Below are 24736 nucleotides of genomic sequence, written 5' to 3'. Positions count from 1 at the left end.
CACTTTTCATTTTACGTCCTTTGTATCTTGATTTTCCCAACCAGCAGCTCCGCTTCAATGGTGATTTCTGTGAGTTGATTCCAGTCGATCTTTTCTTGGTCAACGTGAAATAGAAGAGGGGTCATGGCGAGGAGCGCTTGGCGTTCTTCAGGAGTTAAACTCTTGGTGAGGCTGACCGTTTCGGATGAGAGGATCTGGCAGTGGTCTTTAAAGTGCTCCAAAATTTCCTGGTTGGAGTAGGATTGCTTGGTCAATTGATCTTGGGCCAGCTGACGAATTTCTTTCAGATGAGAAGAGGTTGGGACGACCTTAATGATCACCCCTTCAGCCTTTAAGACACGCTCAAATTCAGCGTAATTAGCCGGGGAGAAGATGTCCAAAATGACCTCCATACTCTTGGATTGAATGGGTAGATGAGCCAAGTCTCCTACAAACCAATTGACCTTCCAGCTAGTGTCACTCTTGGCAGCTAGTTGCACAGATTCCTTGGAAAGATCAAATGCATAGAAAGTAGCTTCGGGATAAGCCTCTTGTAGCTTTCGGGAGTAATAGCCTTCTCCACAACCGGTATCTAGAATCTTGGCATCACTGGTCGGAATTTTTTGTCCGATCGCTGTTAGAATCGGCTCATAAAAACCTGCTTCTAAGATCAGCTGGCGATTCTGAAAATTTTCTTTGTCATAGTCCTTTGATTGCTTGATCTGGGGAGCCAGGTTGACATAGCCAAATTTCGCCAAATCAAAAGAATGGCACTTGGGACATTTAAAACTGGTCCCCACAAGTTCTAGGTCCAGTTGACAGATGGGACAGGCAAAAGCAGTGGCTGTTTGAAATCGTTGTAATTTTGGTTTAATCGGTGTATTCATATTAGTAGTGTAACAAAAGAACCTCTAGATAGCAACCGATGCTCTAATAGACTACCAAACAGAATATGAGCTGACAGAAAAAGTCAATTCACTGATGCCAATTTTAAAGGACTTGAATCAATGGGGAAAAGAATGGCTACAATAAATTTTCTTCTTTTTGTCTCTTTCATCTTGCCACTTATGTTCTCATTTTGACCACTTATCCCCAAAAGCCGTTTTTTAAATGGCTTTTTTGTTAGACTGGTTCTATCAAAAGGAGAGAGAACATGATATTACAAGCTAAAAACATCAGTAAACGATATGGAAATCATTTAGCCGTAAACAATATTCATTTACAGTTTGAAAAGGGAACCTTTAATGCGATTCTAGGACCAAATGGGGCGGGGAAATCAACAACGATTTCCATGTTGATTGGTTTGAAACAACCAACGCAAGGTGAAATCATCTATGAACCAAGTACTAAAATTGGTGTGGTCTTCCAGACTAGTGTCTTAGATGAGATGCTAACGGTTAGGGAAAATCTGACCATTCGTGCCAGACAGTACAAAGACCTAAAACCAAATCGTGTGTTTGATCTTATTGATCGGCTAGGCCTATCAGCTTTCCAAAAACAGAAATATGGGACACTTTCAGGTGGCCAAAAGCGTCGGGTTGACATTGCGCGTGCTCTACTACACAGTCCAGACCTTTTGTTCTTAGATGAGCCAACGACAGGTTTGGATATCCAAACCCGGAAGTCTATTTGGGATTTGCTCTATCAATTGCAGAGAGAAGAGGGAATGACCGTTGTATTGACCACGCATTATCTTGACGAAGCAGATGAAGCTGATCAAATTTATATTGTAGACCGTGGGGAAGTGATTGCTCAAGGATCAGCACTAGATATTAAGAGCCAGTATGCAAAAAACATCTTGAAGATTCGTTTCAAGGAGAGACAGCAGATAGAAAGTCTCAAATCTTCGGGAATGTCAGTAGAACAACAAGGACCATTAGAATATGTTTTTCAACCCGAGAGTGAAAGGGAAGCCATTGATTACCTGGCACAAGTTAGAGATAGAATAGCCCATTTTGAGTTTCGCCCAGGGACCATGGATGATGCCTTTATTGCACTTACAGGAAGGGAGGTTCGCTAATGCTAGCCTTACTAAAGCGAAATTTTTTATTGTACTTCAGAAATCGTTCAGGAGTTCTCTTCTCTCTGTTGGGAGCCTTGATTTCCTTTGTTCTTTATATTATTTTTCTTCAAAAAAATCTAACAGATGCTTGGGCTCAGCTCCCCAATAGTGGTCCTGTGTTAAATAATTGGTTAATGAGTGGGACGCTGGCTGTGACAGGGATTACGACAAGTCTGGCTGCCCTGACTCAGTTAGTAAAGGACCGTGAACATCAAGTAGATCAGGATCTTTATTTATCGGATCAGGGAAAGTGGCGGTTACCATTTTCGTATCTAACGAGCGCAATCATCATCTCTTTTTTCATGCAGGCCCTTATGTATGTGCTGATGTGTGGCTATTTTAGAGAAGTTCCAACCCTTTCTCTATTACCTGAGGTACTCCTCATCATGTTGCTTAGTAGCCTGCTTTCTAGTTTAGTGAATGCCATTTTTGTTTATTTTTTCCAATCCGTAGACAGTCTTGGGAAGTTTTCGACCATAGTGGGGACAGCTTCTGGTTTTTTGGTAGGGACTTATGTACCTTTAGGTGTTCTACCTGATTTTGCACAATTTCTAATGAAGTGCACGCCAGCAACTTATATTGCATCACTTTATCGGCAAGTACTCATGAAAGAAGCATTAAATGAAACATTTAAAGGTCAAGATAATCTTCTTCGAGAATTTCAAGAAAAAATGGGTGTTCAGCTCAAATGGCAAGCTTTATTGACAAAGGAACAAACATACCTTATAGTGTTAGGAGGTATTCTTCTAGCTTTGGGGATTTGGATTTCCTTGGCAAAAAGATCGAGTAAAAGAAAGTAAGTGAGAATTGGAGTAGGAATGAAGATTCGTTTTGAGGAAAAACAGGATATCCCAGAAAACAACCCCTGTGTGGTCATTCAAGCCAAGCAATTATCTGATCAAGCACGAGAGGTGATGGACTATCTCGAACAGTTTTCGACAGTGAATCAAGTAGTGATTCCTATCAAAACAGATGATCATTTGATCATGGTGAAAATTGATGACATTATTTTAGCCGAGATTGATAAGAATCAGCTAACCATTTATACGACAGACAAAACGTTTACCGTCAGAGATACTTTGACAAATTTTCAACATCGGATTAATCGTCGTAATTTTTTACAGATATCCCGCCACGCGGTGATGAATATCGACCATTTGGAATCGCTATCGGATAGTTTTTCAGGCAATATGATGGCTAAACTGACACGCGGCGTGAAATCAAGTGTCAGTCGGAAATATGTCAAATCCTTGATGGATTATTTAGGGGTATAGGAGAAAGTGATGAAACGAGTTATAGCTTATTTTGTATCTGGTATGAGGACAGGTTCCTTCTTTTATTTGTGTTTGGTGTTATTATCCCATGTCTATCCCAACATCGTCTATCCCGCTGTAAATGTCCGCAACATCCTAGCGATCTTTTTGATGAGTGGGACAATGGGGGTCTTGACATTCATTCTTGAGGAAGAAGAGTTTTTGACCTATAGTTTGCGTGTGATCTTGCATTTAGTTGTGACAGCTACCATCTTAGCATTGACCTACTTATTTTTTGGCTGGGGGGCAGCCTTACGGAGCCCGATTCCTTGGTTGATCTTTCTAGCTATTTACGGCCTGATCTGGCTTTATCAGATTTGGCAGCTCCATAAAAAAACTCAACGAATCAACCAAGCTTTGTTGCATCGCAGAAAAGGGAAATAGTCCCAGAAAAAAGTGTATAAGAAAACCACGAAGTTCATACCAAACTTCGTGGTTTTACTTTCTTAATAAGTTAAAACAAAGTATTTTTTCTTACCGCGACGGATAACGGTCAATTCATTTTCTAATTTATCGCTATCGCTTAAGACATAGTCAAGATCTTGGATGCGTTCGCCGTTAACGTAGATAGCACCATTTTGAACATCTTCGCGGGCTTGGCGTTTAGAATTTACCACACCAGCTGTGACCAAGAGTTCAACAATGTTGAGGTTGTCTTCTGCTTGGACCTGGTAGTTTGGCACACCACGAAGGCCTTGTTTGAGTTCTTTGACAGAAAGGTTTTTGATGTTTCCTGCAAAGAGTTGTTCTGTGATGTTGAGGGCTTCCTTGTAGGCTTCTTCACCGTGGACAAGGGTGACCACTTCACGCGCCAAGATCTTTTGAGCCAAGCGTTCATGAGGAGCAGCTTCAAACTGTTTACGGATCTCTTCAATCTCATCAAGTGACAAGAATGTGAAGATCTTCAAGAAGCGCACAGCATCCGCATCCATCACATTCATCCAGAATTGGTACATTTCGTATGGAGATGTTTTGTCTGCATTGAGCCAAACCGCATTGCCTTCTGATTTACCAAATTTCTTACCAGTTGCATCTGTGATCAAAGGCACAGTCATAACATGACCGGTTTTATCTGCTTTACGACGCATTAACTCAGTACCGGCTGTCATGTTTCCCCATTGGTCAGATCCACCGATTTGAAGGGTTACATTGTGTTCTTGATTGAGGACGTAGAAGTCATAGCCTTGCATAATTTGGTAGGCAAACTCTGTGTAAGAAATCCCTGTCTCAATCCGTTTTTTAACAGATTCTTTACTCATCATAGCATTGACCGTAAAGTATTTTCCGACATCACGAAGGAAGTCAATAAAGCTAATGCTTCCGAACCAATCGTAGTTGTTGACCATTTCGGCTTTATTGTCACCATTTTCAAAATTGAGGAAACGAGACAATTGCCCTTGAATGGAGCGAACCCATTCTTGTACAGTTTCTTTTGTTTGGAGACTACGTTCAGCATCTTTGAAGGACGGATCACCAATGAGACCAGTCGCACCGCCAACGAGCGCATAAGGTTTGTGGCCTGCTAGTTGAAGACGACGACTCGTCAAGATGGCAACCAAGTGACCAAGATGAAGGCTGTCAGCAGTTGGATCATAACCAGTATAATAAGAAACCTGACCTTCTTCCAGTGCTTTGCGTAAGGCTTCTTCATCCGTCGTTTGAAATACCAAACCACGCTCTTTTAGCTCATCAAAAATGTGCATATGTCTTTTCTCCTTTATAAGATTATTCATTTCTCTATTCTACCATAAACCACGGAAATGGCAATGCTTTCCATCATTTTCTTGTCCTTACCCAAGAAGAATGAGCGACAATTTTTATGATATTGTAATTGAAAATAAAGTGCCTAATCTGCTATAATATAGGGAACAAGGAGAAAGAATCAGTGAATCAATTAAAAGAGAAGTTGCAAGAATTTTGGAAGAAGGTTCAAAAATTCTTTGAAAATATGTATACAGAGACTCCGAATAAGGAAAAAAATGAGGAAAGTAACTGGTCTGTCGGTGATGTTTTTGCGACCTTTTTGAGGACCCTCAAACTCTTGTGGGATGTGATGATCGCCCTGTTCGTGTGCCTCTTTTTATTTGGCGCAGGGATCGGGATTGGTTATGCAGCGAGCCTCTTTAGCAATGTCAAGGTTCCGAAGACAGAAGAATTGGTCCAGCAGGTTCGCAATGTCAGCAGTGTTTCAAAACTAACCTATTCCGATAAGAGCTTGATTGCAGAAGTAGACAGTGATCTGATCCGCACGCCGGTAGCTGGAGATGCCATTTCTGATAATGTCAAAAAGGCTGTGATCGCTACTGAGGATGAGAATTTTGAAAGCCACAAGGGGGTTGTGCCCAAGGCTGTTCTTCGGGCGACGCTTGGATCTGTAGCCGGTGTGGGTTCCTCTAGTGGGGGATCAACCCTGACCCAGCAGTTGATCAAACAGCAAGTCGTGGGAGATGCTCCAACCTTTACTCGTAAGGCGACAGAGATTGTCGATGCCTTGGCTTTAGAGCGGGGGATGGATAAAAATGAAATCCTAACTACCTACTTAAACGTCTCGCCTTTTGGACGCAATAATCGGGGACAAAATATTGCAGGTGTGGAAGCCGCAGCTCAGGGGATTTTTGGCGTCTCTGCGAAAGACTTGTCCGTTCCACAAGCGGCCTTTATCGCTGGCTTGCCACAAAGTCCGATTGTCTACTCCCCTTATGCTGCTGATGGTAGCCTAAAGAGCAAGGAAAACCTAGAGTTAGGTTTGGCGCGTGCTAAAGATGTCTTGTTCAACATGTACCGGACGGGAGTCTTGTCGGAAAAAGACTATGAAACCTATGCTAAGTACGACTTAACCAAAGACTTCATCGATCCAGATGGTATCGAGAAAACACCGCATGACTACCTCTACTTCCAAGCCATGGCAGAAGCTAAAGAGGCCATGTATGACTACTTGATCAAGCGAGACAATGTAACCAAGCAAGACCTAAAAAACAATGAAACCGTCAAGGCTTATCAAGAATTAGCTGAGAGTGAGTTGCGCGAAGGTGGCTACACCATCCAAACCACTATAAACAAACCGGTTCACAATGCGATGCAGGCCGCAGTAGCGAATTTTGGAAGCGTCTTGGATGATGGAACGGGACTTGTAGAAGTTGGGAATGTCCTTATGGACAACCGAACAGGTGCCGTTTTAGGCTTTATCGGCGGACGTAATTTTGATGGTAACCAAAACAACCATGCCTTTGATACAGAGCGTTCACCAGGATCTACTATTAAGCCACTGTTGGCTTATGGGATTGCGATCGACCAAGGCTTGATGGGAAGCAATAGCATCCTTTCTAACTACCCAACTAATTTCTCAAGTGGTGAGCCAATCATGCACGTGGATAGCCGAGGGACAGCGATGATGGATCTCCGTGAGGCCCTCAATACCTCGTGGAATATTCCAGCTTACTGGACTTACCGAACTCTTCGCGAAAAGGGTGTGGATGTTCCATCCTACATGAAGAAAATGGGGTATGATATTCCTGAATATGGCATTGAGAGTCTGCCGATGGGCGGAGGAATTGAGGTCACCGTTGCCCAACATACCAATGGTTTCCAAACCATTGCTAACAATGGGGACTACCTCAAACGCTACATGGTAGAGCAAATTATTGATCGAGATGGAGATGTGGTTTACAAGCACGAGGCAGATCCTGTTCGTGTCTACTCTCCAGCAACGGCAACGATTATGCAGGATCTCTTGCGAGGGGTTATTACGTCTGGTGCTACAACGACCTTTAAGTCACGGATTAGCCAAATCAATCCAACACTGGCGGGTGCTGACTGGATTGGAAAAACCGGTACGACCAACTCAAATGGGGATATGTGGTTGATGTTATCCACACCAAGTGTTTCTTTAGGAGGTTGGATCGGCCATGACAACAATGCTTCCATGCAGACCTTGACCGGCTACAACAACAATGCTCAATACATGGCGCAGTTGGCGAATGCTATCTACCAAGCAGATCCAAGTCTCTTTGGGATTCAGGATAAATTCACTCTCGATAAGAGTGTGATCCGTTCTGAAGTGCTCAAAGCGACTGGTGAAAGACCAGGTCGCGTCAATGTCAATGGCCGGGATATCGATGTGAGCGGTCAAATGGTGACGAGCCTTTGGGCTAAAAACGGAGCTCCAACTACTCAATATCGTTTTGCAATCGGAGGATCGGATAGCGATTATCAAAGTGCTTGGGCGGCGATGCTGGGCAATACCAGTGGGAATCAGTCGAATAATAAGAACAATTCAACAACAAATAGTTCATCAAACAATAGCTCAAATCGAAACAGCTCAAATCGAAACAGCTCAAATCGTGACAATCGGCGCTAGTCTTATCTCGTAGAAAACCTAGTGAAAGTCTTGATTTTTGAAGGAAAAAACGGTATAATAGTGACAACTAATTTGTCGTGTGCTTTATTTGAAATATTGTCCAAATAAGAGCTTACAGCAGTTAAATCTTACTTGAATAAGTCGATTTAGCTGCTCTTTTTGTGCCTATTTTTTAAGAAACTTGTAGTTTGTTACACAAATTTAATTTTTCTAAAAATTGCAAAAAGCGACGAATGAGATGAAGAGACAACTCTTCACGTGATGCAAATCACACAATTGTAGTTAAAACCGGATAGGTGGTAGGAGTGATGCTACCAAGCTATCCTAGTATGGAAAAAGGAGCTAAAAACTTTGGCAGGACATGACGTTCAATACGGGAAACATCGGACCCGTCGTAGTTTTTCAAGAATCAAAGAGGTTCTTGATTTACCAAACTTGATTGAAATCCAGACAGATTCATTCAAAGATTTCTTGAATCATGGCTTGAAGGAAGTCTTTGAAGATGTGCTTCCGATCTCAAACTTCACGGATACAATGGAATTGGAATTTGTGGGTTATGAAATCCGCGAACCCAAGTATTCGCTTGAAGAAGCGCGCATCCACGATGCCAGCTACTCAGCACCAATCTTTGTGACCTTCCGTTTGGTTAACAAAGAAACAGGTGAAATCAAGACCCAAGAAGTTTTCTTTGGTGATTTCCCAATCATGACTGAAATGGGAACCTTCATCATCAATGGTGGAGAACGGATTATCGTTTCTCAGTTGGTCCGTTCACCAGGTGTCTACTTCAATGATAAGGTGGACAAGAATGGTAAGGTTGGTTATGGATCAACTGTTATCCCTAACCGTGGGGCTTGGTTAGAACTTGAAACCGACTCAAAAGACATTGCCTACACCCGCATCGACCGCACACGTAAAATTCCATTTACAACGCTTGTGCGTGCTCTTGGATTTTCAGGAGATGATGAAATCATTGATATCTTTGGGGACAGCGAATTGGTTCGCAATACCATCGAAAAAGATATCCACAAAAACCCAATGGACTCACGGACAGATGAAGCCCTCAAAGAAATCTACGAGCGTCTTCGTCCAGGTGAACCAAAAACAGCGGAAAGCTCACGTAGCTTGTTGGTAGCCCGTTTCTTTGATCCACGTCGTTATGATTTGGCACCAGTTGGTCGCTACAAGATCAACAAGAAACTCAATATCAAGAACCGCTTGTTGAATCAAACAATCGCAGAACCATTGGTGGATGCTGAAACAGGGGAAATTCTTGTAGAAGCTGGCACAGTGATGACGCGCGATGTGATTGACAGCATCTCAGAACAATTGGATAACGGTTTGAACAAAATCACCTACATTCCAAATGATGCTGCTGTTTTGACAGAGCCAGTAGAATTGCAAAAATTCAAAGTTGTCGCTCCGACAGATCCAGACCGCGTTGTCACCATCATCGGAAATGCTAACCCATCTGACAAAGTGCGCATCATCACACCTGCTGATATCTTGGCAGAGATGAGCTATTTCTTGAACCTTGCAGAAGGTCTTGGCCGTGTAGATGATATCGACCACCTTGGAAACCGTCGGATTCGTGCTGTTGGTGAATTGCTTGCCAACCAAGTGCGTCTTGGACTTTCACGGATGGAGCGAAACGTTCGCGAACGGATGTCTGTACAAGATAATGATGCCTTGACACCACAACAAATCATCAACATTCGTCCAGTAACTGCAGCGATTAAAGAATTCTTTGGATCTTCCCAATTGTCACAGTTCATGGACCAACACAACCCACTTTCTGAGTTGTCACACAAACGTCGTTTGTCTGCCTTAGGGCCTGGTGGTTTGACACGTGACCGTGCCGGATATGAAGTGCGCGACGTGCACTATACCCACTATGGTCGTATGTGTCCAATCGAAACACCTGAAGGACCAAACATCGGTTTGATCAACAACTTGTCTTCATATGGACATTTGAACAAATATGGCTTCATTCAAACACCATACCGTAAGGTAGACCGTGCAACTGGTAAAGTAACTAACGAAATCGTTTGGTTGACAGCTGATGAAGAAGATGAATACACAGTTGCGCAAGCTAACTCAAAATTAAACGCCGATGGAACTTTCGCAGAAAAAGTTGTCATGGGACGCCACCAAGGGGTTAACCAAGAATATCCAGCATCAAGTGTTGATTATATGGATGTTTCTCCAAAACAGGTAGTTGCCGTTGCGACTGCATGTATTCCTTTCTTGGAAAATGATGACTCCAACCGTGCCCTCATGGGTGCCAACATGCAACGTCAGGCTGTGCCATTGATTGATCCCAAAGCCCCTTATGTGGGTACTGGTATGGAATACCAAGCAGCACATGACTCTGGAGCGGCTGTTATCGCTCAATACGATGGTAAAGTTACTTATGCAGATGCGGACAAGGTAGAAGTTCGTCGGGAAGATGGATCTCTTGATGTTTACCATATCCAAAAATTCCGTCGTTCAAACTCAGGTACGGCCTATAACCAACGTACTCTTGTAAAAGTTGGCGATGTCGTTGAAAAAGGTGATTTTATCGCTGATGGCCCTTCTATGGAAAAAGGTGAAATGGCGCTTGGACAAAACCCAATCGTTGCCTACATGACATGGGAAGGGTACAACTTCGAGGATGCCGTTATCATGAGCGAACGCTTGGTGAAAGACGATGTCTACACATCTGTTCATTTGGAAGAATTCGAATCAGAAACACGCGATACCAAGTTAGGCCCTGAAGAAATTACTCGTGAAATTCCAAACGTTGGGGAAGATGCTCTTCGTGACTTGGATGAAACAGGTATTATCCGTATTGGTGCGGAAGTAAAAGAAGGCGATATCCTTGTCGGTAAGGTCACACCGAAGGGTGAAAAAGACCTTTCTGCTGAAGAACGTCTCCTTCACGCGATCTTTGGAGATAAATCTCGTGAAGTGCGTGATACATCACTCCGTGTACCTCACGGTGGAGATGGGGTCGTTCGCGACGTTAAGATCTTTACCCGTGCAAACGGAGATGAATTGCAATCGGGTGTCAACATGTTGGTTCGTGTTTACATCGCACAAAAACGCAAGATCCGCGTCGGAGATAAGATGGCTGGTCGTCACGGAAACAAAGGGGTTGTGTCTCGTATTGTTCCAGTTGAAGATATGCCTTACCTTCCAGATGGTACACCGGTTGATATCATGTTGAACCCTCTTGGGGTGCCATCTCGTATGAATATCGGTCAGGTTATGGAACTTCACCTTGGTATGGCAGCTCGTAACTTGGGTATTCACATCGCAACACCAGTCTTTGATGGAGCAAGCTCAGAAGATCTCTGGGATACTGTGAAAGAAGCTGGTATGGATAGCGATGCCAAGACCATCCTTTACGATGGACGTACAGGTGAGCCGTTTGACAACCGTGTTTCTGTCGGTGTCATGTACATGATCAAGCTTCACCACATGGTTGATGATAAACTCCATGCCCGTTCAGTCGGACCATACTCAATGGTTACCCAACAACCACTCGGAGGGAAAGCTCAGTTTGGTGGACAACGTTTCGGGGAAATGGAAGTGTGGGCCCTTGAGGCTTATGGTGCATCAAATGTCCTTCAAGAAATCTTGACCTACAAGTCAGATGATGTCAACGGACGTTTGAAAGCTTATGAAGCGATTACCAAAGGTAAACCAATTCCAAAACCAGGTGTACCAGAATCCTTCCGCGTTCTTGTCAAAGAATTGCAATCACTTGGTCTTGACATGCGTGTCTTGGACGAAGATGATCAAGAAGTGGAACTTCGTGACCTTGATGAAGGGGAAGACGATGATGTGATTCATGTGGATGACCTTGAAAAAGCACGTGAAAAAGCAACCAAGGAAGCAAAAGCAGCCTTTGATGCTGAAGAATCAGAAAAATAATCAGTAAAAATGATTGTCCTGTGAGAAACGAATGCTTCTGACAGGATGATTCGATAACAAGATACAGACACAAGGAGGTGGAAAGAAAGTTTCTTTTCTTCCCCCACCTAAGCTGTATCCAAATGAAACAAGTATGAAAACAAGGAAAGGTAAGAAATAGTGGTTGATGTAAATCGTTTTAAAAGTATGCAAATCACCCTAGCTTCTCCAAGCAAGGTCCGTTCATGGTCTTATGGAGAGGTCAAGAAACCTGAAACAATCAACTACCGTACATTGAAACCAGAACGTGAAGGTCTCTTTGATGAAGTCATCTTTGGACCTACAAAAGACTGGGAATGTGCGTGTGGGAAATACAAACGGATCCGTTACAAAGGGATCGTTTGTGACCGCTGTGGGGTTGAAGTAACACGTGCCAAGGTTCGTCGTGAACGTATGGGACACATCGAGTTGAAAGCGCCTGTATCACACATCTGGTACTTCAAAGGCATCCCTTCTCGTATGGGATTGACCTTGGATATGAGCCCTCGTGCCCTTGAAGAAGTTATTTACTTCGCAGCTTACGTGGTGATCGATCCAAAAGATACACCACTTGAGCACAAATCCATCATGACAGAACGTGAATACCGTGAACGCTTGCGTGAATACGGACCAGGTTCCTTTGTGGCTAAGATGGGTGCAGAAGCGATCCAAGACCTCTTGAAACAAGTGGATTTGGAAGCTGAAATTGCTCTCTTGAAAGAAGAATTGAAGACTGCAACTGGTCAAAAACGTGTGAAGGCTGTTCGTCGTTTGGATGTCTTGGATGCCTTCTACAAATCTGGTAACAAGCCAGAATGGATGGTTCTCAACATCCTTCCGGTTATTCCACCAGATCTTCGTCCGATGGTCCAATTGGATGGTGGCCGTTTTGCTGCCTCTGACTTGAACGACCTCTATCGTCGTGTGATTAACCGGAACAACCGTTTGGCACGTTTGCTTGAGTTGAATGCCCCTGGTATCATCGTGCAAAACGAAAAACGGATGCTCCAAGAAGCCGTTGATGCTTTGATCGATAACGGTCGTCGTGGTCGTCCAATCACAGGACCAGGTAGCCGTCCATTGAAATCATTGAGCCACATGCTCAAAGGGAAACAAGGACGTTTCCGTCAAAACTTGCTCGGTAAACGGGTTGACTTCTCAGGACGTTCCGTTATCGCCGTTGGTCCAACTCTTAAGATGTACCAATGTGGTGTGCCACGTGAAATGGCGATCGAGCTCTTCAAACCATTCGTCATGCGTGAAATCGTTGCGCGTGATATCGTGCAAAACGTCAAAGCTGCAAAACGCTTGGTCGAACGTGGAGATGAACGCATCTGGGATATCCTAGAAGAAGTGATCAAAGAACACCCAGTTCTTTTGAACCGCGCACCGACCCTTCACCGTTTAGGGATCCAAGCCTTTGAACCTGTCTTGATTGACGGGAAAGCCCTTCGCTTGCACCCACTTGTCTGTGAAGCCTATAATGCCGACTTTGACGGTGACCAAATGGCCATCCACGTACCGCTTTCAGAAGAAGCTCAAGCAGAAGCTCGCATCTTGATGTTGGCTGCTGAGCACATCTTGAATCCAAAAGACGGGAAGCCGGTCGTTACCCCATCTCAGGATATGGTATTGGGGAACTACTACCTCACTATGGAAGAAGCTGGTCGTGAAGGCGAAGGCATGGTCTTTAAAGACCGTGATGAAGCGGTGATGGCTCTTCGCAATGGCTATGTTCACTTGCATACACGTGTCGGAATTGCGACAGATAGCTTGAACAAACCATGGACAGAAGCGCAACAACACAAGATTCTCTTGACAACTGTTGGTAAGATCCTCTTTAACGATATCATGCCTGCAGAACTTCCATACCTTCAAGAGCCAAATAATGCCAACTTGACAGAAGGCGTTCCAGCTAAGTACTTCTTGGAGACTGGTCAAGATGTCAAAGCAGCGATTGAGAAATTGGAATTAAACGTTCCATTCAAGAAGAAAAATCTTGGAAATATCATCGCAGAAATCTTCAAACGCTTCCGTACAACTGAAACGTCTGCTTTCTTGGACCGTTTGAAAGACTTGGGTTACCATCATTCAACCCTTGCTGGTTTGACAGTGGGGATTGCCGATATTCCGGTCGTTGAAGACAAGGCAGAAATCATTGAAGAATCTCACAAACGTGTGGAACAAATCACCAAACAATTCCGTCGTGGTTTGATCACAGATGACGAACGCTACAATGCCGTTACAGCTGAATGGCGTGCAGCCCGTGAAAAATTGGAAAAACGCTTGGTGGATAACCAAGATCCGAAGAACCCAATCGTTATGATGATGGACTCTGGAGCCCGTGGTAACATTTCAAACTTCTCGCAACTTGCCGGTATGCGTGGTTTGATGGCCGCTCCAAACGGACGGATCATGGAATTGCCAATCCTGTCAAACTTCCGCGAAGGTTTGTCAGTACTCGAAATGTTCTTCTCAACTCACGGTGCCCGTAAAGGGATGACCGATACGGCCTTGAAGACAGCCGACTCAGGTTACTTGACTCGTCGTTTGGTTGACGTGGCCCAAGACGTGATTATTCGTGAAGACGACTGTGGAACAGACCGTGGACTTGTGATCCGTGCCATTACTGATGGTAAGGAAATGATCGAGCCACTCGAAGAACGTTTGACTGGTCGTTATACCAAGAAATCTGTTAAACATCCTGAAACAGGTGAAGTCATCGTTGGTCCAGATACCTTGATTTCAGAAGACCTAGCACGTGAAATTGTCAATGCTGGTGTGGAAGAAGTCACTATCCGCTCTGTCTTTACATGTAACACTCGCCATGGTGTCTGCCGTCACTGTTATGGTATCAACTTGGCGACGGGTGATGCGGTTGAAGTAGGTGAAGCAGTCGGAACTATCGCTGCCCAATCTATCGGGGAACCTGGTACACAGTTGACCATGCGTACCTTCCACACGGGTGGGGTTGCCTCAAATACCGATATCACTCAAGGTCTTCCTCGTGTCCAAGAAATCTTTGAAGCCCGCAATCCAAAAGGGGAAGCAGTCATCACTGAGGTCAAAGGGGAAGTCACAGCGATCGAAGAAGATGCTTCTACACGGACCAAGAAAGTCTTTGTTAGCGGAGCAACTGGTGAGGGTGAATATGTTGTCCCTTACACTGCCCGCATGAAAGTCGAAGTGGGAGATCAAGTCTCTCGTGGTGATGCTCTGACAGAAGGATCTATTCAACCAAAACGTCTCCTTGCCGTTCGTGATGTCTTGTCTGTTGAAACTTACCTTCTTGCGGAAGTACAAAAAGTATACCGTAGCCAAGGGGTAGAAATCGGCGACAAACACATCGAGGTAATGGTGCGTCAAATGATCCGTAAAGTACGTGTCATGGATCCAGGAGATACAGACCTTCTCATGGGTACTCTGATGGACATTACAGACTTTACAGATGCCAATAAGGATGTCCTTATTTCTGGTGGAGTTCCTGCGACTGCTCGTCCAGTCCTTATGGGAATTACCAAAGCCTCACTTGAAACCAACAGTTTCTTGTCTGCGGCTTCCTTCCAGGAAACAACTCGTGTTCTTACAGACGCAGCGATCCGTGGTAAGAAAGACCATCTCCTTGGACTTAAGGAAAATGTTATCATTGGTAAGATTATTCCTGCAGGTACAGGTATGGCTCGTTACCGTAACTTGGAACCACAAGCGATTAATGAAGTTGAAATTATCGAAGAAGTGCCATTAACAGATGGAACAGTTGATGAAGTTCAAACAGCTGAAGTCGTAGAAGAATAAGAAAATTAGTCGGAACTACAAGTTCCGGCTTTTTTTTGAAAAAATTATAAAAATTTATTATTTGAAAAATAATTGTATAATTATTGAATTATTTTTTTACCAAAAATATTAGCCCGTAAAAAGCAATGTCTTATTTGCTTACAATTAGTGATAAAATGGATATGTATTCTAAACTTCAAAATAATAAAATGACTAACTATTAGTAATTTCTTTATAAAACCCAAAATCGGTTTGACAATTCAAGTCATTGGCAGTAGAATGAAAAAAGATGTACACAAATTAAAAAAATGTCGAATTACATGCATGTCGACGGGGGAAGTTTATGGGAAAATTGAAAATTATGGTTGTGTTTGGGACGCGACCGGAGGCCATTAAAATGGCCCCTTTGGTGTTGGAGTTGCAAAAACAAAAGGAGGTTATTGAGACCATCACAGTGGTCACTGCCCAGCACCGTCAAATGCTGGACCAGGTTTTAGAAACCTTTAACATCGTACCTGATTACGATTTGGATATTATGGGGAAAAGCCAGACCTTATTAGACATTACCTCTAAAATTCTGAATCAATTAGATCCAGTTATCAAAAAAGAAAAGCCGGATATGGTGCTCGTCCATGGAGATACGACAACCACCTTTGCGGCGAGTCTGGTTGCCTTTTACAACCAAGTCCGCATTGGTCACGTCGAAGCTGGTTTGAGAACCTTTGATAAATATTCTCCATATCCAGAAGAGATGAATCGTCAAATGACGGATGATTTAGCGGATCTGTATTTTGCGCCGACGGGTGAAAGTAAGGCCAATCTCTTAAAAGAAAATCATCCGGAATCCTCTATTGTGGTGACAGGAAATACTGCCATTGATGCGCTGAAACTCACGGTTCAAGAGGACTATCACCACGAAGTGTTGGATCAATTGGATCCAGCTAAAAAAGTCATCCTGGTCACCATGCATCGAAGAGAAAATCAAGGCCAACCCATGCGAGCGGTCTTTGGGGCTCTGAGAGAAATGGTGGATCAAGAACCGACTATTGAAGTGGTTTACCCAGTGCATCTTAGTCCAGCGGTCCAAGAGGCGGCAAACGATCTATTAGGAGATCATGATCGGATCCACCTCATCGCACCTTTAGATGTGCTTGACTTCCACAACTTAGCTTCTAGAAGTTACTTTATCATGTCGGATTCAGGTGGGGTGCAAGAGGAGGCACCATCATTAGGAAAACCGGTATTGGTATTGCGCGATACAACGGAACGCCCAGAAGGGGTCAAAGCAGGGACCTTGAAATTAGTTGGAACGGATCCTGCCGTCGTCAAAATGACGATGACAGAGCTCTTAACCAACGAAAGCCTGTATCTTCAAATGGCAAATGCCCGAAATCCTTATGGGGATGGAAAAGCTTCTGAGCGAATCGTACAAGCCATTAAACATTCCTTTGGCCAGGGGGAGGCTGCCGAAGAATTTCATGAGGGAGAGAAAGAATAAATGAAAAAAACGGAAAAGTTAAGTAGATGGTTGCTGATTTTGATTGTTTTTGAAGTACTTCTTTTACTTTACTGCTTGTTTTTTGCAAGAGAGATTCTGATTGAAGAAGGATTATTCTTTGTTTTAGGATTATTTTCTGCCATTGTTTTATCGGATTTATTGTTGACATGGACCATCCTGTTGTCATTTGCCCTAGGGATTGTCTTTTTGGTGGCGGGTGTTGTCTATATCCCGTTCCATCAAGCCTTACTCTTACTTTTTAGTTTTCCGATCTTGATTGGAATCTTGATTCAAATTCGTTATCACCTCTTTAAAGAGATTGCAAAAGTAAAGGATCAAGAGCCAGAAGCTTACGCAGATTACCGCAATCGCATCGCTTCTTACAGCGGACAAACCAATGATACGATTCAAGCCTTACTCATTCACTGGTCGCACGAGGAATTGTTCTTCCAATTGCAACCGAGGGAATACAATCGGACCTTGAACCAAATCAACTATTTGTTAACGCATCATCTGAAACCAAATGAAAGCTTGTATTATGTATCAGACGGTAATTTTTTGATCTTATCTTCTAATAGTGAGCAGGATCTGCAGAGCAATTATATGACGGTCTTAAAACCGCAGTTGGAAGGACTGGTTTTCCAAGGAGAAGATGGAATTCAGGGCATCCAATTTCAGTCAGGATTTCTTGTAGTGGATCAATCCAATCGAACTAAATACTATCGCTATAAAGAAGTGATTCGTTACTTAAAACGTCAACTTGAAACAGATATTATTGTGGAATATTAGGAGGAAGACATGTCTCTTACAAATATATTTTTTAATATAGCTGTAGGCATTAGTGTATTTTTTGCCTTGTGCTTTATTGTATTATTTGTAGCTTATACGGTGATTTACCGCCGTGTCAATAAAAACTTTAAGGCGGTGGACCATGATTAGTCAAATTGTGATGATTATTGCCTTGATTTCGATTTGGCTGTCCTTAGCATGGGGCCTAGTAATCCTCTTTTCAGCTGTTCATTTTTGGTTTAAACACAGTGATTTTCGTGTCAATACGGATCCGCTTCCTTATTATCCAAAAGTGACGATCGTCGTACCCGCCCATAATGAAGATGTGGTTATTGCACAAACCGCCAAAGCGATCCTTGATATGAACTACCCACATGATCGTGTAGAATTACTGCTCTTTGCGGATAATTGTTCCGATCGCACCTATGAAGAGTGTTTAGCGGTTAAAGCATTGCCAGAGTATGCAGGACGTGATTTGACCATTATCAATCGAAGTGGGACAGGTGGGAAAGCCGGTGTGCTAAATGACGCTTTGGCGATGGCGACTGGAGACTATATCTGCGTCTATGATGCAGATGCCATGCCTGAAAAGAATGCTCTTTATTTCCTTGTGAAAGAAGTGCTCAAAGATCCAGAACGTCATGTGGCTTCTTTCGGTCGCAATAAAACACGGAATGCCAATCAAAACTTCTTGACCCGCTGTATCAACCAAGAGATTGTTGTCACCCAACGGGTTCATCATGTGGGCATGTGGCATCTCTTCAAGATTGGACGGATTCCAGGAACCAATTTCATTATTCAAACTGAGTTTGTCAAGAGTATTGGAGGATGGAAAAATGGTGCCTTAACAGAAGATACCGATATTTCCTTCAAGATTATGCAAAGTGGGAAGTTGATTGCGCTAGCCTATAATTCAGAAGCCTTCCAACAAGAGCCGGAAACTCTGAAGAGTTATTATATGCAACGGAAACGTTGGGCCAAAGGGAATTATGAAGTGGTTCTTTCTAACTTCAAGCATTTATTTGGTAAGGGAAATTGGCGCGTGAAGTTAGAAGTGACTAACTATTCCTGTGTTTTCTTCTGGTTTAATGCAGCGATCATCTTATCTGATTTGATCTTTTTTGCCAATATTCTGGCCATGTGTATCCATACAGTGGTACCAGGTGTTCAGATTCCGTTTGCTTTTGATTCTGAAAATATCTATATTGCGCAGTTGATGCTCTTCAATTGGGTCTTGATGATTGGGCTTTATCTTCTTCAGATTAATGTGGCTCTTGCCTCACAATTTGGTCAAGCAACCACCAAGCAAATTTGGTTAGCCCTAGCTGCCTATTTCACCTATTCTCAACTGTTTATCATTGTGTCAATTGATGCCATCTCTTCGATTGTGATGGATAAACTATTGCACCGGAAAGAAACCAAATGGGTTAAAACAAAACGATTCGCAGGATAGGAGAAATTATGAATACGAAAAAGATGAGATATGTATGGTTTCTAGTCATCCTTTGCATTTTCTGTTTGACCTTGTTTTTAGCGAGAACGAGAAGTAAAGTGGAGATGCGAAATCGAATTTATCGTCAGTGGAATGAGCATTTTGTTGTTTCAAAAGGGAAAGAATCCTATGTTCGAACTACCAATGATCGCAATCAAACGGTGGTTTTATCCGAGGCACAAAGTTATGGAATGCTGATTACTGTCGCAGCTGCCGAAAAAGGACAAGCCCAACAAGCAGACTTTGACCGACTCTATCAATATTATCTAAATCATCGCTTAGAAGGCACCCAATTGATGTCTTGGAAACAAACTATTGCCAATGGGGAGGCGAGTGTTGAGGGGCATAACGCAACAGATGGGGATCTCTACATTGCCTATGCTCTTCTAAAAGCTGCTCGGCAATGGCCAAAGCAAGCTAAAGACTACCAAGCACAAGCAAAAGCGATTTTAGAAGATGTTCTCTCATACAATTACAATGAAGAAAACGGTGTATTAACGGTGGGAAATTGGGCCAATCAGGATTCGGAATTTTATCATTTGATGCGGACGTCTGATACATTGCCAGCACAATTCCAGATCTTTTATGAAGTGACAAAAGATTCGAAGTGGTTGGCTATCAAAGAAAAGATGTTGCAGCAACTCCAAACGATTAGCTCCCAAACAAAAACAGGTTTACTACCTGATTTCATCTGGGTAGATGAGCAAGGAACGCGTGTAGCGGATCCCAAGACGATTGAATCCAAGTATGATGGTGCCTATTCTTATAACGCTTGTCGTCTTCCATACAACCTTATTCAAAGCAAGGACGCAGACAGTCAAAAATTGGTGAAAAAGATGCTAAACTTTTTCAAGAGTCAAAGAAACCTGTATGCGGGTTATGATTTGAAAGGGAAGGCCCTGAATATTCATCAGGCAGCAAGCTTTTTGGCACCGATTGTCTATGCCTCTGAACAAGAAAAAGGCTATTTGAAATTGGTTCAACAGAACAAGTATATCTTTACACAAGATCTACCTCTGAACAACTATTACGATGCAACCATGACAACTATGATTGCACTTGAATTGTTCTAAATACTTGAGAAGAGAGAGTTCCCCAAGATGGCTCGCCATTTTGTTGGGAAGCTCTTTTTTTGATTCTCGAAAAAAGGACCCAAGAGAAATCAAGTAGTCTATTTTTGAAAAAAATAGCAAAAATCAATTGAAAATTACCTGAAAAATGATGCTCTGAGCAGAAAACTTTTATTCTCAAAGGATTTTCTATATAATAGAGGATACAAAGGATGGAAGAGTTAATGTATCGAGTAATTGAAATGTACGGGGACTGTGAACCCTGGTGGTTTTTAGAAGGTTGGGAAGAAGATATCGTGAGTAGTCGGAAGTTTGAAGACTATTACCAGGCTTTGAAATACTACAAGCAGAAATGGTTGGAGTTGAATGCACACTTTCCAAGTTATAAGAGTCGGAGTGATCTCATGACAATCTTTTGGGATACCAAAGAGCAAGAGTGGTGTGAGGACTGCAGTGATGATGTGCAGTTTTTCCACTCGCTTGTCCTCTTAGAAGACGAGCATAAGATCCCTAAAAGCAAGCTCCGTCCAGGTTATGAAAAGGAAAAAGGCAGTCGCAAACACCGTTCTTGTCAATATACAATCGATTCAAAAAAGGGGACGACCCTGTCATAAGAGAAATTCGGAAGATTTTTTAGAGCGATCTAGAAAGTCTTCTTTTTTTGTCTTCTTTTTCGAATAGTATAAGTGAGAGGAGGAACTATGGTTCAAGAAATTGCAAAAAAATTGATCCGCCTGGGGAAAAAGGAAGAAGCTCAGGATCTTTACTTCATTCCTCGGAAGGAGGAGTACCAGGTTTTTATGAGGGTGGGAGATGAGAGACGTTTTGTACAGTCCTTCCCTTTTGAGGACATGACAGCTATTATTAGCCACTTCAAATTTGCAGCAGGGATGAATGTAGGAGAAAAAAGGCGCAGCCAGCTAGGATCGTGTGATTACCCATTAGAGGATGGAGTGGTTTCGATTCGCTTGTCGACAGTGGGGGATTATCGTGGCTATGAAAGCTTGGTCATTCGGCTCTTGCATGATGAGGAACGTGAATTGCGGTTTTGGTTTGACCAGTTGCCGGACTTGCAGAAGAAATTGGCTGGTCGTGGGCTTTATCTTTTTGCGGGTCCCGTTGGCTCGGGAAAGACCACTCTCATGCATGCGTTGGCGCAAGAGCGCTTTGCGGACCAGCAAGTCATGTCCATTGAAGATCCTGTCGAGATCAAGCAAGAGAATATGCTTCAGCTCCAGCTGAATGACCAGATCGGCATGACCTATGACAACCTGATCAAACTCTCCTTGCGCCATCGGCCGGACCTTCTCATTATTGGAGAAATCCGAGATAAGGAAACAGCTCGTGCAGTCGTACGAGCTAGTTTGACAGGAGTCACCGTCTTCTCTACTATTCATGCCAAGAGCGTTCGAGGTGTTTATGAGAGGCTCTTAGAACTTGGAGTGAGCGAGGAAGAGCTCAAGATTGTTTTACAAGGTATTTGCTACCAACGATTAATTGCAGGAGGAGGTGTGGTCGATTTTGCGACGGAAAACTACCAAGAGCACTCAGCCAGCCGCTGGAACCAACAAATGGATCTCTTGGCTCAATCGGGATATATCCAGCTGGCTCAGGCGCAAGCCGAAAAAATTATCTACCGCTAAACAAAAGCAAATCATTGAATTGTTTTTGAATCTTTATTCGAGTGGTTTTCATCTGTCTGAGATCGTCGATTTTCTGGATCGCTCTCACCTAGTGGAGAGTCGTTTGGTTTCCCAGATGCGAGAGGACCTTTCTCGGGGGCGGAGTTTTTCAGAGATGATGGCGGGGATCGGTTTTTCAGATGCAGTGACGACACAGCTGTCTCTCGCTGAGCTCCATGGCAATCTTTCATTGAGCTTGGAGAAAATCAGTGCTTACTTAGAAAACATGCGCAAGGTCAAGAAAAAGCTGATTGAGGTGAGCACCTATCCTCTCATCTTGCTTGGATTTTTAGTTCTGATTATGCTAGGCTTGCGCAATTACTTGCTCCCTCAAATGGATGCTCAAAATATTGGGACGCAATTGATCAGTTCCTTCCCCCAACTCTTTTTGGCCTTAGGAGCGGGACTGGTGACCTTCTTCTTACTCGGCTTTCTCTATTATCGAAAGTCAGGCAAGATCAACGTTTTTAGAACCTTGTCTCATCTGCCTTTCGGAAAAGGCATGATTCAAGCTTATTTGACAGCCTATTATGCTAGAGAATGGGGCAATCTGATTGGGCAAGGATTGGAGTTGTCTCAGATTTTTTCCATGATGCAGGACCAAAAATCCCAGCTTTTTCAAGAAATTGGAAGGGACTTAGCTCTTTCTTTAGACCGTGGCCAGTCTTTTTCAGAGACGGTCGGGGGGTATCCTTTTTTCAAAGAAGAATTGCCCCTTATGATTGAATATGGTGAAGTCAAATCAAAGCTCGGAAATGAACTAGAGATCTACGCTGAAAAAACATGGGAAGATTTCTTTCGTCGGGTTCACAAGGCCATGAATGTGATACAACCCTTGGTGTTTATCTTTGTGGCTCTTGTGATTGTGTTACTCTATGCAGCCATGTTGCTGCCGATTTATCAAAATATGGAGGTTCATTTATGAAAAAAATAAAAACCTATAAGGTTAAAGCTTTTACACTTATTGAAATGTTGGTGGTCTTATTGATCATCAGTGTGCTCTTATTGCTCTTTGTGCCGAATTTGACCAAGCAAAAAGACTCCGTGAAAGAGACAGGAAATGCAGCGGTTGTGAAGGTGGTCGAAAGCCAGGCTGAATTGTATGAGCTCAATCATACCAATGACCAAGCCACTCTAGCAAAACTGATTGCGGATGGAAATATTACCAACAAACAAGCTGAATCCTACCGTGCCTATTATGCGAAAAATAGTGGAGAAACTCGTGCGGTTGCAGATTAAGGCCTTCACTTTGGTGGAGACCCTTCTGACCTTGATGATCGTCAGTTTTATCTATCTGGGCTTATCGGGATCGATCAAGACGAGCTTTCAGCAGGTGGAAGAAAAAGTATTTTTTGCAGAGTTTGAACATCTCTATCAAGAAAGCCAAAAGATAGCATTGGCAAGGCAAACGGAATTGGATGTTGAAGTGACTGCAAGGAAGATTCAAACGCCCTACCAGACGGTGGAGATTCCTGATTCTGTCATTTTGCAAGATCCTAAAACTATTCGATTGGACCGAGCAGGTGGCAATTCTTCGCTAGCCAATGTTCACTTTCAGACACAGAGAGGAGTGGTGACTTATCAGCTTTCACTTGGAAATGGGAAAATTAAAAAAAGCATCCGTTCCCGCTAGTATTCTCCTAGAATCTCTGGTAGCCTTGGGTTTATTTGCCATGATTACGACTTTATTGTTAGGGGAGATCCGCCGTTCGCGCAAGGAGCGACTAGCGGATTTCAAAGAGGTAGAAGTCTTGTCGGTCGCTCAAATGGCGCTTCAGACGGGGCAAAATCATCTGGAGGCCAATGGTATTCAGGTTCAAGTCGAAAAAGATGGCGATCAACTCACAGTCTATCATCAAGGAAAGGTGGTGCTGCATGTGGAATAAAGGAAAGGTCAAGGCCTTTACCCTGCTCGAAGCCTTGGTCGCTCTCTTGGTGCTCAGTGGGGGAGTGTTGGTCTTTCAAGGCTTGACCAAGCTTCTGCATGCTGAATTGGACTACCAGGCTCATCAAAAGCAGGAAGAATGGATACTTTTTCAGCAACAATTGCAGGTGGAATTGGACCGGAGTCATTTTGAAAAAGTGGAGAACAACCATATCTACTTGGTTCAGGATCAAAAACCAATTGCCATTGGTCAATCTAAAGGAGATGATATCCGAAAAACAGATGATAAGGGCAGGGGCTATCAGCCTATGATTTCAGGGGTTCACTCTAGTCAGATTTGGCAGGAGGGAGAGTTGATTCATCTGCGGTTGAATTTTGAAGATGGTCTAGAAAGGGAGTATGTCTACCATGTGGTACCAGCGATACAAAATGAAAAAAGTTAAGGCTGGGGTCTTACTCTACGCTCTCTTGATGGCAGCGATTTTTAGTCTCTTGCTTCAGTTTTACCTGCACCGTCAGGTTGCGGAAAGACGAATCTTAAAGACGAGTCAAGAGCGTCTTCGGGCCTATGCGTTGGTGCAATTGGCTCTTGAAAAAAGAAAGAGTGATGAGAAAACATCGGATATTCACTTAAAGTCTGGAGTTGTTCAGCTACAGCAGGACACTGGTTTTCTGCATGTTCAGACTGAGATAAATGGCGAAAGCTATGAGTTTGTCCTTCCTGTAAGGGAAGAAAAAGAAAGCAAGAAAGCTAAAAAAGAAAAGAAGAAGACACAGAAAGATAAGGAGAAGGCAGGGACCGAAACGACTTCTGAAGAGACGTCAAACGAGACCAAGGAGCCAGCAGAAAATAGCGAAAAAGACTAATTTTTGGTATGATAGGGTGCGGAGGAAAT

The 24736-nt window shown here is 43.2% G+C and carries 22 protein-coding genes and 1 pseudogene; 21 read left to right on the top strand and 2 right to left on the bottom strand.

What is annotated here, in order from left to right:
• Window positions 1-11 precede the first annotated feature (11 nt).
• Entirely contained in the window at window positions 12-866 is an 855-nt protein-coding gene (locus O3642_RS07780) for a putative RNA methyltransferase (RefSeq protein WP_371605733.1), read from the bottom strand.
• Window positions 867-924: 58 nt separating this feature from the next.
• Here O3642_RS07780 and O3642_RS07775 point away from each other — a divergent pair.
• From O3642_RS07775 to O3642_RS07755, 5 genes and pseudogenes are all read left to right on the top strand, one after another.
• Window positions 925-1011 (top strand): annotated as a pseudogene (locus tag O3642_RS07775) (winged helix-turn-helix transcriptional regulator); the annotation flags it as partial.
• A 121-nt stretch (window positions 1012-1132) separates the two neighbouring features.
• Window positions 1133-1999 (top strand): ABC transporter ATP-binding protein, encoded by an 867-nt coding sequence (locus tag O3642_RS07770; protein ID WP_155172861.1) that lies wholly within the window; start codon window positions 1133-1135, stop codon window positions 1997-1999.
• Window positions 1999-2841, top strand: a complete 843-nt coding sequence (locus O3642_RS07765; protein WP_371605732.1) for an ABC transporter permease — start codon at window positions 1999-2001, stop codon at window positions 2839-2841. The genes O3642_RS07770 and O3642_RS07765 overlap by 1 nt, the downstream gene beginning before the upstream one ends.
• A gap of 18 nt (window positions 2842-2859) precedes the next feature.
• Entirely contained in the window at window positions 2860-3315 is a 456-nt protein-coding gene (locus tag O3642_RS07760; protein ID WP_155172865.1) for a LytTR family DNA-binding domain-containing protein, read from the top strand.
• A 9-nt stretch (window positions 3316-3324) separates the two neighbouring features.
• A complete protein-coding gene (locus tag O3642_RS07755; protein ID WP_031572583.1) occupies window positions 3325-3738 on the top strand; it encodes a DUF3021 domain-containing protein in 414 nt (137 codons plus the stop codon).
• 62 nt (window positions 3739-3800) lie between these two features.
• Here O3642_RS07755 and tyrS read toward each other — a convergent pair whose 3' ends face one another.
• Window positions 3801-5057 carry a tyrosine--tRNA ligase gene (tyrS, locus tag O3642_RS07750; protein WP_320910987.1) on the bottom strand — a complete coding sequence of 419 codons (1257 nt, stop codon included), beginning with the start codon at window positions 5055-5057 and terminating at the stop codon, window positions 3801-3803.
• A 182-nt stretch (window positions 5058-5239) separates the two neighbouring features.
• Between tyrS and pbp1b the strand changes: the two genes are divergently transcribed.
• From pbp1b to comGG, 16 genes are all read left to right on the top strand, one after another.
• Entirely contained in the window at window positions 5240-7711 is a 2472-nt protein-coding gene (gene pbp1b, locus O3642_RS07745) for a penicillin-binding protein PBP1B (protein ID WP_320910986.1), read from the top strand.
• A gap of 351 nt (window positions 7712-8062) precedes the next feature.
• Complete coding sequence (rpoB, locus tag O3642_RS07740) at window positions 8063-11632, top strand: DNA-directed RNA polymerase subunit beta (protein ID WP_371605731.1); 3570 nt, start codon at window positions 8063-8065, stop codon at window positions 11630-11632.
• A 159-nt stretch (window positions 11633-11791) separates the two neighbouring features.
• On the top strand, window positions 11792-15445 hold the full coding sequence (rpoC, locus tag O3642_RS07735) for a DNA-directed RNA polymerase subunit beta' (protein WP_003013785.1): 3654 nt from the start codon (window positions 11792-11794) through the stop codon (window positions 15443-15445).
• A 322-nt stretch (window positions 15446-15767) separates the two neighbouring features.
• Window positions 15768-16922, top strand: a complete 1155-nt coding sequence (wecB, locus tag O3642_RS07730; RefSeq protein WP_320910984.1) for a non-hydrolyzing UDP-N-acetylglucosamine 2-epimerase — start codon at window positions 15768-15770, stop codon at window positions 16920-16922.
• The gene (locus tag O3642_RS07725; protein WP_003004116.1) at window positions 16923-17711 is read left to right on the top strand and encodes a hypothetical protein; all 789 of its coding nucleotides are present in this window, start codon (window positions 16923-16925) and stop codon (window positions 17709-17711) included.
• A 9-nt stretch (window positions 17712-17720) separates the two neighbouring features.
• On the top strand, window positions 17721-17861 hold the full coding sequence (locus tag O3642_RS07720; protein ID WP_003004308.1) for a hypothetical protein: 141 nt from the start codon (window positions 17721-17723) through the stop codon (window positions 17859-17861).
• The gene (locus O3642_RS07715) at window positions 17854-19164 is read left to right on the top strand and encodes a glycosyltransferase (RefSeq protein ID WP_003004511.1); all 1311 of its coding nucleotides are present in this window, start codon (window positions 17854-17856) and stop codon (window positions 19162-19164) included. The genes O3642_RS07720 and O3642_RS07715 overlap by 8 nt, the downstream gene beginning before the upstream one ends.
• Before the next feature lie 8 nt (window positions 19165-19172).
• Window positions 19173-20276, top strand: a complete 1104-nt coding sequence (locus O3642_RS07710; RefSeq protein WP_369088023.1) for a glycosyl hydrolase family 8 — start codon at window positions 19173-19175, stop codon at window positions 20274-20276.
• 221 nt (window positions 20277-20497) lie between these two features.
• A complete protein-coding gene (locus tag O3642_RS07705; protein ID WP_037615753.1) occupies window positions 20498-20887 on the top strand; it encodes a DUF1033 family protein in 390 nt (129 codons plus the stop codon).
• 87 nt (window positions 20888-20974) lie between these two features.
• Window positions 20975-21916 carry a competence type IV pilus ATPase ComGA gene (gene comGA / locus O3642_RS07700; RefSeq protein WP_003004071.1) on the top strand — a complete coding sequence of 314 codons (942 nt, stop codon included), beginning with the start codon at window positions 20975-20977 and terminating at the stop codon, window positions 21914-21916.
• Window positions 21849-22880 (top strand): competence type IV pilus assembly protein ComGB, encoded by a 1032-nt coding sequence (gene comGB, locus O3642_RS07695; protein WP_320911301.1) that lies wholly within the window; start codon window positions 21849-21851, stop codon window positions 22878-22880. The genes comGA and comGB overlap by 68 nt, the downstream gene beginning before the upstream one ends.
• On the top strand, window positions 22877-23194 hold the full coding sequence (gene comGC, locus O3642_RS07690; RefSeq protein WP_003013558.1) for a competence type IV pilus major pilin ComGC: 318 nt from the start codon (window positions 22877-22879) through the stop codon (window positions 23192-23194). Before comGB ends, comGC begins: the two co-directional genes overlap by 4 nt.
• Window positions 23184-23588, top strand: coding sequence for a competence type IV pilus minor pilin ComGD (gene comGD, locus O3642_RS07685; protein WP_003004513.1), 405 nt, complete (start codon window positions 23184-23186; stop codon window positions 23586-23588). The genes comGC and comGD overlap by 11 nt, the downstream gene beginning before the upstream one ends.
• On the top strand, window positions 23554-23841 hold the full coding sequence (gene comGE, locus O3642_RS07680; RefSeq protein ID WP_151379300.1) for a competence type IV pilus minor pilin ComGE: 288 nt from the start codon (window positions 23554-23556) through the stop codon (window positions 23839-23841). The genes comGD and comGE overlap by 35 nt, the downstream gene beginning before the upstream one ends.
• Window positions 23831-24283 (top strand): competence type IV pilus minor pilin ComGF, encoded by a 453-nt coding sequence (gene comGF / locus O3642_RS07675; RefSeq protein ID WP_003013730.1) that lies wholly within the window; start codon window positions 23831-23833, stop codon window positions 24281-24283. Before comGE ends, comGF begins: the two co-directional genes overlap by 11 nt.
• The gene (gene comGG / locus O3642_RS07670; protein WP_371605730.1) at window positions 24270-24707 is read left to right on the top strand and encodes a competence type IV pilus minor pilin ComGG; all 438 of its coding nucleotides are present in this window, start codon (window positions 24270-24272) and stop codon (window positions 24705-24707) included. The genes comGF and comGG overlap by 14 nt, the downstream gene beginning before the upstream one ends.
• The last annotated feature ends 29 nt before the right edge of the window (window positions 24708-24736 follow it).

It is taken from the genome of Streptococcus sp. 27098_8_66, assembly GCF_041431945.1.
Classification (GTDB): Bacteria; Bacillota; Bacilli; order Lactobacillales; family Streptococcaceae; genus Streptococcus; species Streptococcus dentalis.
The sequence above is the reverse complement of the archived record's forward strand: the minus strand, read 5'-3'. Positions and strand labels throughout refer to the sequence as shown.

Bases quoted from the DNA above. Each gene is read 5' to 3' on its own strand.
- O3642_RS07780 (WP_371605733.1), bottom strand. From the start codon at position 866: ATGAATACACCGATTAAACCAAAATTACAACGATTTCAAACAGCCACT.
- O3642_RS07770 (WP_155172861.1), top strand. From the start codon at position 1,133: ATGATATTACAAGCTAAAAACATCAGTAAACGATATGGAAATCATTTA.
- O3642_RS07765 (WP_371605732.1), top strand. From the start codon at position 1,999: ATGCTAGCCTTACTAAAGCGAAATTTTTTATTGTACTTCAGAAATCGT.
- O3642_RS07760 (WP_155172865.1), top strand. From the start codon at position 2,860: ATGAAGATTCGTTTTGAGGAAAAACAGGATATCCCAGAAAACAACCCC.
- O3642_RS07755 (WP_031572583.1), top strand. From the start codon at position 3,325: ATGAAACGAGTTATAGCTTATTTTGTATCTGGTATGAGGACAGGTTCC.
- tyrS (WP_320910987.1), bottom strand. From the start codon at position 5,057: ATGCACATTTTTGATGAGCTAAAAGAGCGTGGTTTGGTATTTCAAACG.
- wecB (WP_320910984.1), top strand. From the start codon at position 15,768: ATGGGAAAATTGAAAATTATGGTTGTGTTTGGGACGCGACCGGAGGCC.
- O3642_RS07725 (WP_003004116.1), top strand. From the start codon at position 16,923: ATGAAAAAAACGGAAAAGTTAAGTAGATGGTTGCTGATTTTGATTGTT.
- O3642_RS07720 (WP_003004308.1), top strand. From the start codon at position 17,721: ATGTCTCTTACAAATATATTTTTTAATATAGCTGTAGGCATTAGTGTA.
- O3642_RS07715 (WP_003004511.1), top strand. From the start codon at position 17,854: ATGATTAGTCAAATTGTGATGATTATTGCCTTGATTTCGATTTGGCTG.
- O3642_RS07710 (WP_369088023.1), top strand. From the start codon at position 19,173: ATGAATACGAAAAAGATGAGATATGTATGGTTTCTAGTCATCCTTTGC.
- O3642_RS07705 (WP_037615753.1), top strand. From the start codon at position 20,498: ATGTATCGAGTAATTGAAATGTACGGGGACTGTGAACCCTGGTGGTTT.
- comGA (WP_003004071.1), top strand. From the start codon at position 20,975: ATGGTTCAAGAAATTGCAAAAAAATTGATCCGCCTGGGGAAAAAGGAA.
- comGC (WP_003013558.1), top strand. From the start codon at position 22,877: ATGAAAAAAATAAAAACCTATAAGGTTAAAGCTTTTACACTTATTGAA.
- comGE (WP_151379300.1), top strand. From the start codon at position 23,554: ATGGGAAAATTAAAAAAAGCATCCGTTCCCGCTAGTATTCTCCTAGAA.
- comGF (WP_003013730.1), top strand. From the start codon at position 23,831: ATGTGGAATAAAGGAAAGGTCAAGGCCTTTACCCTGCTCGAAGCCTTG.
- comGG (WP_371605730.1), top strand. From the start codon at position 24,270: ATGAAAAAAGTTAAGGCTGGGGTCTTACTCTACGCTCTCTTGATGGCA.